Origin of the sequence: Fictibacillus sp. FJAT-27399 (assembly GCF_001510655.1) — a bacterium.
GTDB lineage: Bacteria > Bacillota > Bacilli > Bacillales > Fictibacillaceae > Fictibacillus_C > Fictibacillus_C marinisediminis.
In genome coordinates, this window is sequence record NZ_LMVC01000002.1 from 524,612 (window position 1) to 541,076 (window position 16,465).

Annotated in this window: 19 protein-coding genes and 2 other annotated features; all 19 genes read left to right on the top strand. The window is 42.5% G+C overall.

The window, feature by feature from the left end; translation table 11 throughout:
• Positions 1-41 precede the first annotated feature (41 nt).
• The 19 genes from ytaF to AR335_RS07785 all read left to right on the top strand — a co-directional run bounded on the left by ytaF (position 42) and on the right by AR335_RS07785 (position 16,465).
• Positions 42-674 carry a sporulation membrane protein YtaF gene (gene ytaF / locus AR335_RS07695; protein ID WP_053358507.1) on the top strand — a complete coding sequence of 211 codons (633 nt, stop codon included), beginning with the start codon at positions 42-44 and terminating at the stop codon, positions 672-674.
• A gap of 18 nt (positions 675-692) precedes the next feature.
• Positions 693-1,286, top strand: a complete 594-nt coding sequence (gene coaE, locus AR335_RS07700) for a dephospho-CoA kinase (RefSeq protein WP_062233903.1) — start codon at positions 693-695, stop codon at positions 1,284-1,286.
• Between the two features lie 130 nt (positions 1,287-1,416).
• Positions 1,417-2,454: a glyceraldehyde-3-phosphate dehydrogenase gene (locus AR335_RS07705; RefSeq protein ID WP_062233906.1), complete on the top strand. Its 1,038-nt coding sequence runs from the start codon at positions 1,417-1,419 to the stop codon at positions 2,452-2,454.
• Between the two features lie 309 nt (positions 2,455-2,763).
• The gene (gene speD / locus AR335_RS07710) at positions 2,764-3,150 is read left to right on the top strand and encodes an adenosylmethionine decarboxylase (RefSeq protein ID WP_053357600.1); all 387 of its coding nucleotides are present in this window, start codon (positions 2,764-2,766) and stop codon (positions 3,148-3,150) included.
• A 91-nt stretch (positions 3,151-3,241) separates the two neighbouring features.
• Positions 3,242-3,637, top strand: a complete 396-nt coding sequence (locus AR335_RS07715; protein ID WP_062233909.1) for a hypothetical protein — start codon at positions 3,242-3,244, stop codon at positions 3,635-3,637.
• A 75-nt stretch (positions 3,638-3,712) separates the two neighbouring features.
• Positions 3,713-4,174, top strand: coding sequence for a transcriptional regulator NrdR (nrdR, locus tag AR335_RS07720; protein ID WP_062233912.1), 462 nt, complete (start codon positions 3,713-3,715; stop codon positions 4,172-4,174).
• 98 nt (positions 4,175-4,272) lie between these two features.
• Entirely contained in the window at positions 4,273-5,652 is a 1,380-nt protein-coding gene (locus AR335_RS07725; RefSeq protein WP_062233915.1) for a replication initiation and membrane attachment family protein, read from the top strand.
• A 14-nt stretch (positions 5,653-5,666) separates the two neighbouring features.
• Positions 5,667-6,605, top strand: a complete 939-nt coding sequence (dnaI, locus tag AR335_RS07730; RefSeq protein ID WP_053357604.1) for a primosomal protein DnaI — start codon at positions 5,667-5,669, stop codon at positions 6,603-6,605.
• A gap of 118 nt (positions 6,606-6,723) precedes the next feature.
• Positions 6,724-7,578 carry a GRP family sugar transporter gene (locus AR335_RS07735; RefSeq protein ID WP_053357605.1) on the top strand — a complete coding sequence of 285 codons (855 nt, stop codon included), beginning with the start codon at positions 6,724-6,726 and terminating at the stop codon, positions 7,576-7,578.
• 16 nt (positions 7,579-7,594) lie between these two features.
• A complete protein-coding gene (locus tag AR335_RS07740) occupies positions 7,595-8,383 on the top strand; it encodes a glucose-1-dehydrogenase (protein WP_062233918.1) in 789 nt (262 codons plus the stop codon).
• Between the two features lie 166 nt (positions 8,384-8,549).
• The gene (gene mqnC / locus AR335_RS07745) at positions 8,550-9,656 is read left to right on the top strand and encodes a cyclic dehypoxanthinyl futalosine synthase (RefSeq protein ID WP_062233921.1); all 1,107 of its coding nucleotides are present in this window, start codon (positions 8,550-8,552) and stop codon (positions 9,654-9,656) included.
• A gap of 130 nt (positions 9,657-9,786) precedes the next feature.
• The gene (locus tag AR335_RS07750; RefSeq protein WP_053357608.1) at positions 9,787-10,572 is read left to right on the top strand and encodes a basic amino acid ABC transporter substrate-binding protein; all 786 of its coding nucleotides are present in this window, start codon (positions 9,787-9,789) and stop codon (positions 10,570-10,572) included.
• Between the two features lie 27 nt (positions 10,573-10,599).
• Complete coding sequence (locus tag AR335_RS07755; RefSeq protein WP_053357609.1) at positions 10,600-11,259, top strand: amino acid ABC transporter permease; 660 nt, start codon at positions 10,600-10,602, stop codon at positions 11,257-11,259.
• A 108-nt stretch (positions 11,260-11,367) separates the two neighbouring features.
• Positions 11,368-12,225 carry a sporulation protein YtxC gene (ytxC, locus tag AR335_RS07760; protein ID WP_062233924.1) on the top strand — a complete coding sequence of 286 codons (858 nt, stop codon included), beginning with the start codon at positions 11,368-11,370 and terminating at the stop codon, positions 12,223-12,225.
• Positions 12,226-12,284: 59 nt separating this feature from the next.
• Positions 12,285-12,510: a binding site (T-box leader), on the top strand.
• A gap of 49 nt (positions 12,511-12,559) precedes the next feature.
• Complete coding sequence (gene thrS, locus AR335_RS07765; RefSeq protein ID WP_062233927.1) at positions 12,560-14,491, top strand: threonine--tRNA ligase; 1,932 nt, start codon at positions 12,560-12,562, stop codon at positions 14,489-14,491.
• Between the two features lie 331 nt (positions 14,492-14,822).
• Positions 14,823-14,948: a sequence feature (ribosomal protein L20 leader region), on the top strand.
• Positions 14,949-15,013: 65 nt separating this feature from the next.
• On the top strand, positions 15,014-15,517 hold the full coding sequence (infC, locus tag AR335_RS07770; protein WP_053357612.1) for a translation initiation factor IF-3: 504 nt from the start codon (positions 15,014-15,016) through the stop codon (positions 15,515-15,517).
• A 25-nt stretch (positions 15,518-15,542) separates the two neighbouring features.
• A complete protein-coding gene (rpmI, locus tag AR335_RS07775) occupies positions 15,543-15,746 on the top strand; it encodes a 50S ribosomal protein L35 (protein ID WP_053357613.1) in 204 nt (67 codons plus the stop codon).
• Positions 15,747-15,782: 36 nt separating this feature from the next.
• The gene (gene rplT / locus AR335_RS07780; RefSeq protein WP_053357614.1) at positions 15,783-16,142 is read left to right on the top strand and encodes a 50S ribosomal protein L20; all 360 of its coding nucleotides are present in this window, start codon (positions 15,783-15,785) and stop codon (positions 16,140-16,142) included.
• A 68-nt stretch (positions 16,143-16,210) separates the two neighbouring features.
• Positions 16,211-16,465, top strand: coding sequence for a DUF1294 domain-containing protein (locus AR335_RS07785; RefSeq protein WP_062233929.1), 255 nt, complete (start codon positions 16,211-16,213; stop codon positions 16,463-16,465).

Genomic DNA, 16,465 nt, shown 5'->3' on the forward strand with positions numbered 1-16,465 from the left:
CATATACTACAGAACGTGGTATGAAAGGAGCTTTTGCCGTTATGGTGTCCTTTTCGATGCTCTTACTGGCGTTTGCAGTAAGTCTTGACAGCTTTGGTACGGGGCTGACGTATGGCATGAAGGAAATAAAGATTCCGTTAAAATCGGTCATTATCATTTCCTCATGTTCGGCCATTACCTTTTTTATTGCAATGGGGTTCGGCCATTTTTTAGAACGCTTTTTATCGCCGCATGCCGGGCAGGTAACAGGCGGCTTGATCCTTTTAGGTCTCGGTTCATATTTTTTGTACCAAGTAGCCAAGCCTGAAAAAAAGGCCGCGGCTGTACCTGAAGAGAAGACTATTGTAAAATTAGAAATAAAATCTCTGGGAATCATGATTCAAATCTTAAGTAAGCCGACAATCGCAGATCTTGATAAATCCGGCTCTATCAATGGCTGGGAGGCGGTCTTGCTGGGCGTCGCGCTTTCATTGGATGCTTTCGGAGCGGGAATCGGAGCAGCGATGGTTGATATGCCTCCTTTTCTTACAGCATTTACGGTAGCCTCCATGAGCTCGATATTTGTACTTGGTGGCATGAAATTAGGGTTTGCAGTGTCCAGGATTACGTGGATGAAGAAGCTTACCTTCCTTCCAGGGATATTACTGATTATTATAGGATTACTGAAAATGTAACAGGAGGATCGTAAAATCATGATCATAGGCCTGACCGGCGGGATTGCCAGTGGAAAAAGCACAGTTTCCAATCTTTTGCGGAGCTATAACATACCTGTTGTTGATGCAGATTTAATCGCGCGTCAGGTTGTGGAGCAAGGCCAGCCCGCCTACGTTAAAATTGTCGAGAACTTTGGGGTAGAAGTAATAGATGAAGAAAAGAACCTCGATCGAAAAAAACTTGGCAGCGTCATATTCAATGATTCTGCCAAACGGAAGGTGCTGAATGAGATTGTTCATCCGGCTGTACGGCATGAAATGAAGAGCCAGGCAGCACATTATCTTAATGATGGATTCAGCCATGTGGTCATGGATATTCCACTGTTGTTTGAGAGCGATTTGACCCATATGGTGGACCGCACACTCCTGATATTTGTTGATGAAGAAGTCCAGTTCAGCCGATTAGTTATGAGAGACCACTTCACGGAGGATGAGGCAAGGAGCAGGATTGCTTCCCAGATGCCCCTTAAAGATAAAGTAAAGCTGGCGGATGCGGTGATCACAAACAATGGATCTTTGGAAGAGCTCAAAGTGAAACTGGATGCTCAGCTTAAGGAATGGAATATTATTTAGCCCTCTGTCTAGGCAGAGGGTTTATTTTTTGCCCGTTTTTATAAAATGATGTTCTTTTTTTATTTAAATATGCTATACTAATTGTAGAAAAAGAGGCAAAAAAGTATAACATATATGGAGGGAGCACACCATGAAAGCAAAAGTAGCGATTAATGGACTCGGGCGGATCGGAAGAATGGTATTTCGTAAGATGATGGAGGAAAATAACGAGTTTGAGGTTGTAGCAATCAACGCAAGCTATCCTCCTGAAACGTTAGCACATATGATTAAGTATGACTCAATTCACGGAATGTTTGTTGGTGAAGTTAGTGCCCATGAAGGCTACTTAATGGTGGACGGGCAAAAAGTGCTTTTGCTTAATTCCCGCGACCCAAGAGAACTGCCATGGAAAGGGCTCGGCATCGATATCGTGATTGAAGCCACTGGAAAATTCAAAACAAAGGAAATGGCAGGCTACCATCTGCAAGCTGGAGCGAAGAAGGTTATTATTACTGCACCTGGAAAAGATGAAGACATCACAATTGTTATGGGTGTAAATGACAGCGATTACAAAGCGGACGAACATCATATCTTATCCAATGCTTCATGCACAACGAACTGTCTGGCACCTGTAGTAAAAGTACTCGATGAACAGTTCGGGATTGAATCAGGAATGATGACTACTGTACATGCCTATACAAATGATCAAAATAATATTGATAACCCGCATAAGGACCTCAGACGTGCAAGAGCTTGCGGCCAATCCATCATTCCAACGTCTACCGGGGCGGCAAAAGCAATCTCCAAGGTTCTTCCTCATCTCACAGGAAAATTGAATGGAATGGCACTCCGAGTCCCGACTCCAAATGTATCATTAGTTGATTTAGTGGTCGATCTAAAAACGGATGTGACAGAAGAGATGGTAAATGTGGCTTTAAGAACTGCGTCTGAGGGTGCATTAAACGGTATTCTTGGATACAGCGAACAGCCGCTGGTTTCCATTGATTATAACGGTAATGAGAATTCTTCAATCATTGATGGTTTATCAACAATGGTTATTGAGAATAAAAAAGTAAAAGTGCTTGCCTGGTATGACAATGAATGGGGCTATTCTTGCCGTGTTGTTGATCTGGCAGGTCTTGTTGCTGCAGGTTTAGCTCAAAAGGCGGATATGAGGATTCCTTCATAAAGCAAAAATTAAAAAAGAACGGATGGAGCCAGTTTCTGGCGCTGTCCGTTCTTTTTGTTTTTAAACAAATTCCACCCATTTTATGTCAATAGTTTTCATAGGAAAATTTAGAGGGGAATTTCAAACAAGTTATTGCAAATGAAAAATAAAACAAGTATACTATGATTCGTGAACTTCAAATAAAGCAAACCAAGGCGTTGGATTCTACTTAAAGGGTTAGGACCTCTTAGGACTAACTTTCCCCCGTGGTAGATGTTCAATACCGCATGCTTGAAGGCATGAAAAATTTTTAAGGGGGACTATGCTAATATGGATACAATGGGAAGACACGTAATTGCTGAACTATGGGGATGCAACAGTGAAAAGCTAAATGATATGAGGTTTATTGAAGAGACGTTTGTTGACGCTGCCCTTAAAGCAGGTGCAGAAATTCGTGAGGTTGCTTTTCATAAGTTTGCGCCGCATGGCGTGAGTGGGGTTGTTATTATTTCTGAATCACATTTGACAATCCACAGTTTTCCAGAGCATGGTTATGCAAGCATTGACGTATACACTTGTGGGGATCGTATTGATCCAAATGTGGCTGCTGATTACATTTCACAGGCTTTGGAAGCGAACAGCCGTGAAAATTTAGAAGTTCCACGTGGAATGGGTCCTGTTAAAGTTGCTAAAAACAAAGTTGCCGCTAATAAATAAAAATGAATGCTAAGTCGAAAAAGAGGTGTGTTATTTGCACCTCTTTTTTTACTTTCCGCTTTTGCATAGAGGAGTTTAGAGGAGGAGTACCATGCTTAGACAATTGCAAAATATCTTGAAGAATCATTCGGAAACTTCCGAGAACCACCAAGATCCTTTACTGCAAACCCATTATTTTAAAGCGAACCGCACGAAAGTCATGGATGCCATTGAAGAACTTGTCCGGCAGCAAAGCCATTATAAACTGCTTGAATCATCAAAAGAACGGGGCGAGCTATCTTTTGAAGTTACAGCTCCAAGGAAGGCTTTTGCCGTGATCACTGCGACCTCTCTCAGACCATTTAAAACGGCAGTCGATATTAATGTCACGTCTGAATCGCCGCTTCCGATCGATTTTGGATACAGCAGAAAGGTGATCCTTGCTATTAATGAAGGATTGAAAGGAAAGCTTGAATTTATTGGCACATCTCTGCTTGAAAACAATTAATTCTTGTCACATGCCCTCCTTTTGTCTAAGATAGAATTATAATAGAGGTTAATTAATTTTTGGAGTTGATCTGCTTTGCGTTGTCCGTCCTGTCAGTATAACGGTACAAAAGTGCTTGATTCTAGACCGGTCCATTCGGGGAGATCGATTCGCCGCAGGCGGGAATGCGAGTCATGCACCTATCGATTTACAACCTTTGAAACGGTTGAAGAAATACCGCTGATTGTTGTGAAAAAGGAAGGTGCCCGGGAAGAATTCAGCCGTGAAAAAATTCTTCGCGGACTTATAAAAGCTTGTGAGAAACGCCCTGTACCTTTAGAAGTTCTTGAAAATATCGTGGACAACATAGAAAAGGACCTGCGGAACCAAGGGGTTTCTGAAATAAACAGCAAAGAAGTCGGCGAAAAAGTCATGGATTATCTTGCGGACACGGACGAAGTAGCTTATGTCCGATTTGCTTCGGTCTACCGGCAATTTAAGGACATCAATGTATTCATACAGGAACTGAAAGAATTAATAAAAAAAGACGAGCACTAACTTGCGTAAGACAGTACCAGTTTTACGCTTTTTTTTATCGGAATGCTTGTTTTTCTCTATAGACTTAGAAAAAAACTTTTTTTTGAAAGGTGAGAACCATGAGTGTACACTGGAAAGAAATTGTCCCGGTGGATACATATGAGGTTCAATTTAGCGGCTATCTCCATAATATAGACCGCAAAGTATTGACCATGCTGTACCAGCCGTTAATAGGCGCTTTTGCCTATAGTTTATATATGACATTTTGGTGTGATGCCGAAATGAAAACGCCAAAAGAGCAAACGCATCAGAGGCTCATGAATGTTACCCAATTTTCATTGAAGGATATTATTGCTGCCCGAAAAAAGCTGGAAGCCATCGGCCTGCTGAAAACTTATAAACGGGATAAAGAAGATTCGAGGGTTTACTTATATGAATTGCAAACCCCTCTGTCACCGGATGGATTTTTCAACGATGGGGTCTTGAACATCTATCTTTATAATCGATTAGGCAAAACAAAATATTGCGAGATGCGAGACCATTTTATTCAAGAGGAAACTGAGATGGAAGAATACGTGGATATGACGTCATCATTTAATGATGTTTTCGTATCGCTTCATCCCTCTGAAATGACAGCAGGGACTTATTCGGAAATTCAGGAGGGATCAGGCGGAAGTCTGGCAGAAAGAAAACCAGGCAATCCGTTGTCCATCACTTCTGAGGACTTTGATTTTGATTTGTTGATCTCCAGCATTTCAAGCTTTATTCTTCCGAAAGAGGTCATAACTCCTTCCATAAGGGAATCGATCCTTAAACTGGCATACGTTTACCAGATGGGACCGCTTGAGATGAGCAGGCAAATCCAAAACGCGTACCATCTTCATGGAGAGTTGACTGCCGAAAATCTCCGGAAGGAAGTTCAAAAATGGTACAGGATTGAAAACAACAACCAGCTGCCGCAGATGGCTCTCCGTACTCAGCCGCAGAGCTTAAAATCAGCTGCAGGCAGAGAGCCTGTCACAGAAGAAGAAAAAGTGATAAAATTCTTTGAAGAAGTATCACCTTTTCAATTGCTGGAACTCCAATCTGGAACAAAGCCGGCGGAAGTGGATTTGAATATTGTTACGTATCTCATGCTGGAGCAAAAAATGACTCCGGGTGTGGTCAATGTTTTGATCGACTATGTACTGAAGACCAATGATCTAAAACTTACACGTTCGTTCGTCGAAAAAATTGCGAGCCACTGGGCCAGGAAAAAAGTACAAACCGTTCAGGAAGCCATGGCGCTAGCTCGTTCAGAACAGAAGAAGTACAAAGAGTGGCAGGAGCGTAAGAATACAAATTATAAGCGTAATGGAACCCAGAAAAAGAGCGCCCGTCTGCCAGACTGGCTGAAGGATGAAGAGGCAACGGCAGAGAAAAAAGAAAAGAACAATAATAATAATGAGCTTGAAGAGCAAAACCAGCAATGGCTTGAAAACCTGCTTAAAGAAATCTAAAGGGGGGAACGAAAATGGAATCGATTATGGACGCCGTTAAAAAAATGGAAGGGTACGGTCAGCTTAAAAAGGAATATGACCGAATTAAGCAGCATGTACTCACAGATCCTTATGTTATCTCATTCCTGGAGCAGAACCCTGATTTGAACCAATCAAGCATTGAAAAAGGATTGACGAAGCTCTATGAATATTCCAAGGAAAAGAACCATTGTTCCAATTGCCCAGGGCTGAATCTTTGCCCAAACCTGATGCAAGGGTATCAGCCGGAACTGGCGGCAGAAAGAAATACGATAGAAATTTATTATGAAAAATGTTCGCTGAAAAAACAGGATGAAAAACAGAAGTCGATGAGTGCCCTCATCCGAAGTTATTTTATCCCGAAAGATATCCTGCAGGCATCCTTTGACCGTCTTCACAGCATTGATCAAGACAGAAGAGAAGCGATTGGTGCTGCATGGGATTTTGTCAAAGCGGCTTCTTCTGGAGAAGGGGCGAAAGGGATTTACTTTTACGGCAAGTTTGGTGTTGGAAAGACTTATCTGCTGGGTGCGATAGCCAACGCGTTGGCTGAGCGGCAGATTCCTTCATTGCTCGTTCATACTCCCGAGTTTTTGCGGGAGATGAAAAGCAGCCTTTCTGACGGAAGTTTCAACGAAAAAATGGAGCTGCTCAAAACCGTTCCTGTCCTCATGCTTGACGATCTTGGTGCCGAAAACATGACAAATTGGGTCAGGGATGAAATCATTGGTGTCATACTTCAATATCGTATGATGGAGAGGCTGCCGACGCTGTACTCCTCCAATTATGATTTTACCTTGCTTGAAGAGCATTTTTCCTACTCGCAAAAAGGCGGCCTCGAGCAAGCAAAAGCAAAACGGATCATGGAGCGTATTCGCCATCTTGCCGTGCCGATCTTTATCGGTGGAGATAAAAACTTCAGAACTTTTCAGTAAAATAGATCTACTTGATTAACCTCTATCATAAAAGATAGAGGTTTTTTGTTTAGTCTGATGAATCTTCGGGAAGATGCAAATACTACCTATAGAATCAGCAGACAGAAAGGAAATGAATATGGGAATAATTCTTGCAGTCATCACAGCAGTTTGCTGGGGAAGCATTGTATTGGTCAGCCAAAAACTGGGGGGAGATTCATACAGCCAGACATTGGGGATGACCATCGGTGCCCTTGTCTTTTCGGTAATTACATTTTTTATCGTTCAACCTGATATGAACTCTCTTGTAATCATTGTAGGAGCGATTTCGGGTGCCTTATGGGTTGTCGGCCAACGGTTTCAATTTGCGACTGTTGACCACCTCGGTGTGGCAAAAACGGTGCCTCTCTCAACGGGTATGCAGCTATTTGGAACAACACTCTTTGGCGTACTCGTGTTTCATGAGTGGAAAACAAAAACAGAGATCATTATTGGAATCATCGCTATCGTTGTTATCATTTTAGGAGCCGTCTTTACATCGATCAGGGATAAGAACAACAAAGAGGACGGCGGGACCAATTATAAAAGAGGTTACCTTATCTTGCTGCTATCCACCGCAGGCTATGTTGGCTATGTGGTTATTGTCAATTGGTTTAAGGTTGGAGGATGGGAAGCGATACTTCCACAAGCAGCGGGTATGTTTATCGGCGGTTTACTTCTCACTTTTACAGGTAAACCGTTTAATAAATTTGCTGTAAGAAATATTTTAACCGGAATTCTCTGGAGTACAGGAAACATCACTTTGTTGCTTTCATTGCCGAAGATTGGTGTAGCGACAAGTTTTTCGCTTTCACAAACGGGAATCATCATCTCCACTCTCGGCGGAATTTTTATTTTAAAAGAAAAGAAATCAAAACGGCAGATCATCTTCGTTATTGCAGGATGTCTACTTATTATCGCGGGCGGTGTTATGCTCGGGATTACAAAACGTTAAGGAGCGAATGAAAAACATGTTTAAAGATCTAGAAGGAAAAGCAGTCATTATCACAGGAGCGAGTACAGGAATCGGAAAGGCCTGTGCCCAACGTTTTGCAAAAGAAAAAGCAAAGATCACTGTAAATTATTTTAGTGAAAAGGGTAATGAAGTGGAAGAACTTCTCCAGGAATTAAGAGATCTCGGCGGAGACGCGATCGCTGTTCAGGGAGATGTGACAAAGGAAGAAGATATTAAAAATCTGGTCGAACGCACAGTGGAATCCTTTGGAAGACTGGATATTATGATTAACAACGCGGGGATTGAAAATGAAGTTCCGTCACACGAGCTATCTCTTGAAGATTGGAATAAGGTTATCTCCACGAATTTGACGGGGCAATTTCTTGGCTGCCGTGAAGCAATCTCGTATTTTCTGAAGAATAATATTGAAGGCAGTATTATTAACATGTCGAGCGTTCATGAGATCATCCCTTGGCCGCACTTTGTGCACTACGCAGCGAGTAAGGGCGGTGTAAAGCTAATGACTCAGACGCTAGCGATGGAATATGCACCAAAGAAAATCAGGGTAAATGCCATTGCGCCAGGTGCCATCAACACACCAATCAATGCCGAAAAGTTTTCAGATCCTGGCAAAAAATCGGATGTAGAAAAACTAATTCCAATGGGCTATATCGCTGAACCTGACGAAATTTCTTCTGTCGCCGTGTGGCTCGCTTCCAAGGAATCAAGATATGTAACAGGACATACGCTCATTGCTGATGGAGGAATGACATTATATCCTTCTTTCCAGGCTGGCCGGGGATAAGCCTTAAATAATTAAGATGAAACGAACTAAGACAAACCGGCTTGCTCGGTTTGTCTTTCTCTTTTATCATTGCATTCCTGCAGCTGTATTCATTTCGCAAAATTTTTTAAAATGTGATAGGATAATAGAATGCTACATAAGATGTCCGTAACTGGAGGTAATATAGATGAGCATTGATGCGATTTTGCAGAAAGCCCTTGATGGTACACGATTGACCGTTAAGGATGCTGTTGCTCTGTATGAGAGTGATGAAGTTGAAAAAATGGGTGAGGCGGCCGACGTCATCATGAAGCGGTGGCATCCAGAACCGATTACTACTTTTGTTATCGGGCGAAACGTGAACTATACCAATTTTTGTGATACATACTGCCGTTTCTGTGCATTCTACCGTCCGCCTGGAAGCAAGGAAGGTTATGTGCTGGATGATGAAGTGATCTTCCAAAAAATCCAGGAAACGATCGATGTAGGCGGAACAGAGATCTTGATGCAGGGTGGAACAAACCCGAATCTGCCGTTCTCTTATTACACTGATCTGCTCCGCAATATTAAAAAGCGCTTTGATATTACGATGCACTCCTTCTCTCCGGCTGAGATCTGGAAGATGGTCGAAGTTTCAGGCCTCTCACTGGAAGAAGTCCTAAAAGAGCTGAAGGATGCAGGACTTGACTCTCTGCCTGGCGGCGGAGCCGAGATCCTTGATGACCGTACGAGGAAAAAAATCAGCCGCTTAAAAGGATCATGGACAGAGTGGATCGACTGCATGAAAACGGCGAAGAAAGTCGGTCTTCATTCCACGGCTACCATGGTTATCGGTTTCGGCGAGACCTTTGAAGAGAGAGCATTGCATCTTCAGCGTGTCCGTGATGCTCAAGATGAGACCAACTGTTTCTTAGCCTTTATCTCATGGACGTTCCAGCCAGATAACACGAACTTAAAGGGTGAGAAAACAACGCCAAGAGAATATCTTAAAAATGTGGCAATCTCACGCCTCTTCTTGGATAACATTTCAAACTTCCAGTCTTCCTGGGTGACGATGGGACCTGAGGTTGGCAAAAAGTCTCTTCATTACGGCTGCAACGACTTCGGAAGCACGATGATGGAAGAGAACGTGGTCTCAGCTGCCGGAACGACCCATAAAGTCAATACGAATCTGACACTGCGCCTCATACGGGAAGCGGGTAAAATCCCGGCACAGCGCAACACCAAATACGAAACGCTGCGTGTGTTCGACGAAGAAGAAACCGCAGAAAAAGACTTTGTCATGCAGAACTGATAGAAAAACATAGAATCCCGGCCTTTCTTGTAGAGGGCTGGGTTTTTTTGCGCAATTAATTATTGGAATATTCTCATTTTTGATAATTTTGTTATAATAAAGAGGATTACATAATTTAAGGGGGACAAAGATGAAAAAAGTAGTGTTGTTATTATTGCTTGGGAGTTTGCTGACATTGGCAGCATGTGGAGGAAAATCCACGTCAGGAAGCCCGTCTGAGAAATTGGTTGTAGGAACAGACGCTGCATATGCTCCATTTGAGTATTTAAAAGATGGGAAGATTGTCGGTTTTGATGTTGATTTGCTCAAGGCCGTTATGAAGGAAGCAAAGCTGGATTATAAGTTGAAAAACACAGGATGGGATCCTCTGTTTACCTCTTTACAAAGCGAACAGGTCCAGGCTGGTATTTCAGCGATAACCATTAATGATGATCGAAAAAAATCATATGACTTCTCATCTCCATATTTTGAGTCCATTAATAAGATTCTTACAAAAGAAGGGTCACCGATAAAAAGTGTGGATGATTTAAAAGGAAAGAAGGTCAGTGTTCAAAATGGAACGACCGGACAAGCTGCCTTGGAAAAGAAATTTGGGAAAGAAAATACCAATGTCAAAAAATACGACAGTAATGTGTTGGCTATTCAGGCACTAATAAGCGGTGAAGTGGATGCGGTTGTTGCTGATAACACCGTTGTAGATGAGTATGCAAAAAACAATCCGGACAAAAAGCTCTCAGTCGTAAATGATAAAACAAACTTTGAATCTGAATTCTATGGTATTGCTTTTCCTAAGGGCAGCAAAGATAAAGCAAAAGTTGACAAAGCTTTGAAGAAGGTCATTGCTGATGGAACCTACACCAAAATTTATAAACAGTGGTTTAAAGTAGAACCAAACCTGGATGTGCTGAAAAAATAAACCTACTCAGAATGACCGGAGGAACACATGGATTTCTATAAATTTGATCTCGTAGAGAAATATTTACCTTTTTTTATTAAAGGAACATGGGTTACGATCGAAATTTCAGTTGCGAGCATTATTTTCGGAACCCTCTTGGGACTATTCATCGCACTCGGAAAAATGTCTTCAGTCCAGGTGATTCGGCAGCCGTTCATTTGGTATATAAACTTTTTTCGGGGAACACCGCTACTTGTTCAACTTTTCTTGATTCACTTTGCGGTCATGCCGCTTTTCATGAAGCCTCCTATTGCACTTGTTTCTGCCATTACGGCTCTCTCCTTAAATGCAGCGGCCTACATCGCGGAGATCTTTAGAGCGGGTATCCAATCTATTGATAAAGGCCAGACCGAGGCAGCCCGTTCGCTGGGGATGACGCATAGACAGACAATGAGGCATATTATCATTCCTCAGGCATCTAAACGCATGATTCCTCCTTTAGGAAATGAATTCATTGTTTTAATTAAAGATTCTTCACTGGCAGCCGTCATTGCGACTGAAGAACTGATGTACTGGGGAAGAGCGATGATGGGAGAATACTATCGTCCTTGGGAACCTTTTTTGACGGTAGCGCTTATTTATCTGATTCTTACTCTTACGTTGACACAACTGCTAAACTTTCTTGAACGCAAATATGCACTGGATTAACCGGCAGCAGGGAAACCTGCTGTTTTTTTATTAATCTTTTAAAAGAGTTCATTTTTCATGACGTTGTCCCATATAGTGTAACATCGAGTGTTTGGGGGAGGGACAGGGTTGGCAGAACTTATATTTGCAGATCATGAAGAATGTAACCAATTACAAAAGGAACTGAAGCAGATGGCTCGATCACTTAACATAAAACCTTCCTTTTTAGAATCCGAAAGCCGTTCATTATTATTGAATACAAAAGAGCATCTGGATTCAATTGTTCAGGTGCTGGCTTGCTATACTCGTAAAAAACTGGAGGAATCACGAATCCTGTTTTTTATTGAACATTTTTTTTATTTCACGGATAAGCAGGAGCAAGCAGAAATTGCAGCGATCGCCAAGGAATTTATCGAACAGGAACGGGAGGAAGTGCCGGCGGTAAAAGATCTGGATACGTGCGATTATCATGTGAAAGAAGCCTGGAGAAAAATCTTAACCGAAGAAGGGCTATCATTTACATTTGAGTCTTTTGTACAGTTCCGTTTACGGGAGTACCTTGATCTTCTACAAATTTACGTCGAATGTGCGATCGATGAATACAAACTCGAGCTTGAATACCAGTCCTTCATCGATCAATTGCGTAAGTGTGCAGCCGATCAGCCGTTTCTCACAGCGGAGGTTCACGTGGCCTTCGACGGCAAATTTAAGCTGTATGATGAGGAATACCGGCTATACAGTGAAAAAATGCTTCAGCTTATGCATGAAAGAGCATTGGTTCTGACCAAGGAGTTTAATCTCGACGAAAAAGTGCTGGGTCCGATCATGGGTTTAGCTCCGGAAGTGTTGTATTTGTACCTGGAAGAAGAAAATCACGGCATGATACATACATTGCAGAACGTATTCCAGGAGAGACTGATTAAAAGGCCCCTTCAGCTGTTTTATGGTTCAAGAAACAAATTTATCGAAAAGATGGACGGTAGATAAGGATTGCTCTTGATTTTGCAGGATAGTATGAATATAATAATTGTATAAATTGGATACCAAAATCAGTAAAGATAAGGACAACGGATATTTTTTACGGTTTATAGAGAGGGATGCCTGAGGCTGAAAGCATTCTAACACGGAAAAATGTCTTACCCCCTTTGAACTTCAGCGGTGAAGGCAGAGTAATCGCTGACGGCCCAAAGCCGTTAAATCTTGACCGAGTGCCATTGCAGAATCCTGCAGTGGAACAAGGGTGGAACCACGAGTACAACACTCGTCCCTTTTTGTGGACGGGTGTTTTTTGTATTTTATTTTGAACAAGGAGAGATTATGAATGACAGACATTAAGCTTACTTTTCCTGATGGTTCTATCCGTGAGTATCCGAAAGGAATCACTGCAGAACAAGTAGCAGAATCCATCAGCTCCAGCCTGAAGAAAAAGTCCGTTGCCGGTAAAGTAAACGGGGAATTGTACGATTTCACACGCCCGATCGAGGCGGATGCATCCATTGAGATCGTTCCACAAGATTCACCTGAAGGACTCGAGATGACACGCCACAGTACAGCCCATTTGATGGCACAGGCGATCAAACGCATCTATAAGGATGTCAAACTCGGCATCGGGCCAGTCATCGAGAACGGTTTTTATTATGATATCGATCTTCAAGAAGCTTTAACACCTGAAGATTTGCCTAGGATTGAGAAGGAAATGAAAAAGATCGTAAGCGAAAACCTGCCGATCATCCGAAAAGAAGTGACCAGGGAAGAAGCCATCGCGATTTTTGAAGGCATTGACGACCATTTAAAATTGGAGCTCATCCGTGATCTTCCGGAGGATGCGGTTATTACCATTTACGAACAAGGCGAGTTTTTTGACCTTTGCCGCGGGCCGCATCTTCCATCCACTGGAAAAATCAAGTCCTTTAAATTGATGAGCATCTCAGGCGCTTATTGGAGAGGAGACAGCGATAACCAGATGCTTCAGCGCATCTATGGAGCAGCTTTTCTTAACCAGAAAGAGCTGGATCAGCATCTTGTCTACCTTCAAGAGGCGAAAGAGCGAGATCACCGGAAAATTGGAAAAGAGCTGGATCTTTTCACTGTTTCCCAGAAGATTGGACAAGGTTTGCCGGTCTGGCTTCCAAAGGGTGCGACGATTCGCCGTATCATCGAGCGTTATATTGTCGACACAGAAGTAAGACTTGGCTACGACCATGTCTACACTCCTCATCTAGGCAGTGTAGAGCTCTATAAAACATCAGGACACTGGGATCATTATAAAGAAGATATGTATCCTGCGATTGAAATGGACAACGAGCAGCTTGTTCTTCGTCCGATGAACTGTCCGCATCACATGATGGTGTTCAAGAACAGCATGCACAGCTACCGTGATCTTCCAATCCGTATTGCTGAGCTTGGAACGATGCATCGCCATGAGATGTCAGGAGCATTGGCTGGCCTTCAGCGTGTCCGTTCCATGACATTGAATGATGCTCATATCTTTGCCCGCCCGGATCAATTAAAAGATGAGTTTATCCGCGTAGTAAAGCTCATCCAGCGTGTGTACAATGACTTTGGCATTACAGAATACAAGTTCCGTCTTTCTTACCGTGATCCTGAGGACAAAGAAAAATACGTAAACAACGATGAGATGTGGGAAAAAGCACAGGCTCTTCTTAAAGAAACTATGGAAGATATGGACTTGGATTATGTAGAAGCAGAAGGGGAAGCCGCGTTCTACGGGCCGAAGCTTGATGTTCAGGTGAAGACTGCGCTCGGAAAAGAAGAGACGCTGTCTACTGTACAGCTTGATTTCCACTTGCCTGAACGCTTTGACCTAACGTACAAAGGAAGCGACGGAAAGGATCACCGTCCGGTCGTTATCCACCGCGGAGTCGTTTCCACAATGGAACGTTTTGTCGCCTTCCTGATCGAAGAATACAAGGGTGCGTTCCCGGTATGGCTTGCTCCTGTACAGGTACAGATTATTCCTGTATCCACTGTTCATGAAGAGTACGCAAGAAAGATTAGTGAGGAACTGCTGGAAGAAGGCATTCGCGTCGAAGTCGACAACCGCGATGAAAAGCTGGGATATAAAATCCGTGAAGCGCAAATGCAAAAAATCCCATACATGCTCGTGCTCGGTGATCAGGAAATTTCCGATCAAGCCGTCAACGTCCGTAAATACGGTGAGCAAAAATCAGAAACTGTATCCTTTGATGCGTTCAAAACAAGCATTCTTGAGCGAGTGAATAAAAGAGGATAAAATTAGAGAACTGCGAATTCATTCGCAGTTCTTTTTTTTGCAGCCCTTTAGCGGTGCCTGGCACCCTGTTTACATAACTGAGTTGTAGCGGGTAAAGCCTGATGTTTTGGAGGGTAAATCCTTCATTTCGGCGGGTAAATATCAATTTTGGCCAGTAAATTGATTTTCCCTTCTTTAATCACTTGAGTGCGAGGAAAAAACTATTTTAGTGCTTGCAAAACAACAAGTAGTACTGTAAAATAAATTCTGTTGTGAAGAACAAAGAACATTAGTTGACAAGAGGTTCTTGTCAATGGTATATTAATTTAGGTAATTAAATAAGTTGAGTTTCGAACAAAAGCAGAAGCACCCGCTTCTCACCTGATCAACGCATTGTGCTGTTGGCTGGTCAACCGAACTTTCAGAAATGATGATGAGGTCGTGTGGGTGCAGTATGTGCCGACGCTTTTTTTATTTGTTTACAAAGTGCTGAGTTAATGACTCACATAAATTTCTTGGAGGTGACTTACTATTAGTAAGGACATGTCTGTCAATGAGGGCATACGTGCTCGTGAAGTAAGACTTATCGGGGCTGATGGCAGCCAGCTAGGGATTAAAACACGTCATGAAGCTCTTGATATTGCGGCAAATGCCAATCTTGATCTTGTACTTGTTGCACCAACCGCTAAACCGCCAGTGTGCCGTATCATGGACTATGGTAAGTTTAAGTTTGAGCAGCAGAAAAAAGACAGAGAAGCACGTAAGAATCAAAAGATTGTTACAACGAAAGAAATTCGCTTAAGCCCTACAATTGAGGAGCATGATTTTAACACAAAGCTTAAAAATGCCCGCAAGTTCCTTGAAAAAGGCGATAAAGTGAAAGCAAGCATTCGTTTCCGGGGCCGTGCCATCACGCACTCCTCGATCGGAAAAACTGTGCTTGAAAAATTAGCTAAAGAATGTGAAGACGTTGCTACGGTTGAAGTTCGACCAAAAATGGAAGGCCGAAGCATGTTCCTCATTTTAGCACCAACAACCGAAAAATAATTACTTACCAGGGAGGAATCCAATCATGCCTAAAATGAAAACACATAAAGGTGCTGCAAAGCGCTTCAGAAAGACTGGAACAGGTAAACTTAAGCGTGCACGTGCGTTTACAAGCCATATGTTCGCTAACAAATCTACTAAAGCCAAGCGTAAACTTCGCAAAGCGAAGATTGTTACAAGCGGAGATTACAAACGTATCCGTACACTATTAACTTACAAGAAAAAATAATAATAACTGATCGTATATATCTAGGAGGGTATTAAAATGCCAAGAGTAAAAGGTGGCTATGTGTCACGTCGTCGTCGTAAAAAAGTATTAAAGTTAGCTAAAGGTTATTTCGGATCCAAACATAAGTTATTTAAAGTTGCTCAACAGCAAGTTTTCAAATCTCTTATGTATGCATACCGTGACCGCCGTCAAAAGAAACGTGATTTCCGTAAACTTTGGATCACTCGTATCAACGCGGCAGCTCGCACAAACGGTCTTTCTTACAGCCGTTTAATGCATGGCCTAAAAGTTGCAGGCATCGACATCAACCGTAAAATGCTCGCTGAAATCGCTGTTTCTGATGAAAAAGCATTCGGTGAACTTGCTTCTAAAGCAAAAGACAGCCTAAAAGCATAAATTAAGAACCAAAAAGCCATTTTCCATGAAGGAAATGGCTTTTTTCTATAAAAGGAGATTTAGTTTGTATGATCTACATTTATTTAATTCTCGTTAACGTTATTGCCTTTTGGCTGATGCATCATGATAAGGAAGCGGCCAAGGCAGGGAAGTGGCGGACGCCGGAACGCCGCCTGTGGCTGTTTGCGATCATAGGAGGCGCCTGCGGGATTTGGGCAGGGATGGTGCAATTTCGGCATAAAACAAAGCATCCAAGCTTTCAAGTCGGAGTGCCATTGCTTGTGCTTGCCGACATTTTCATCATTGCCAGGTACTTCATTTAA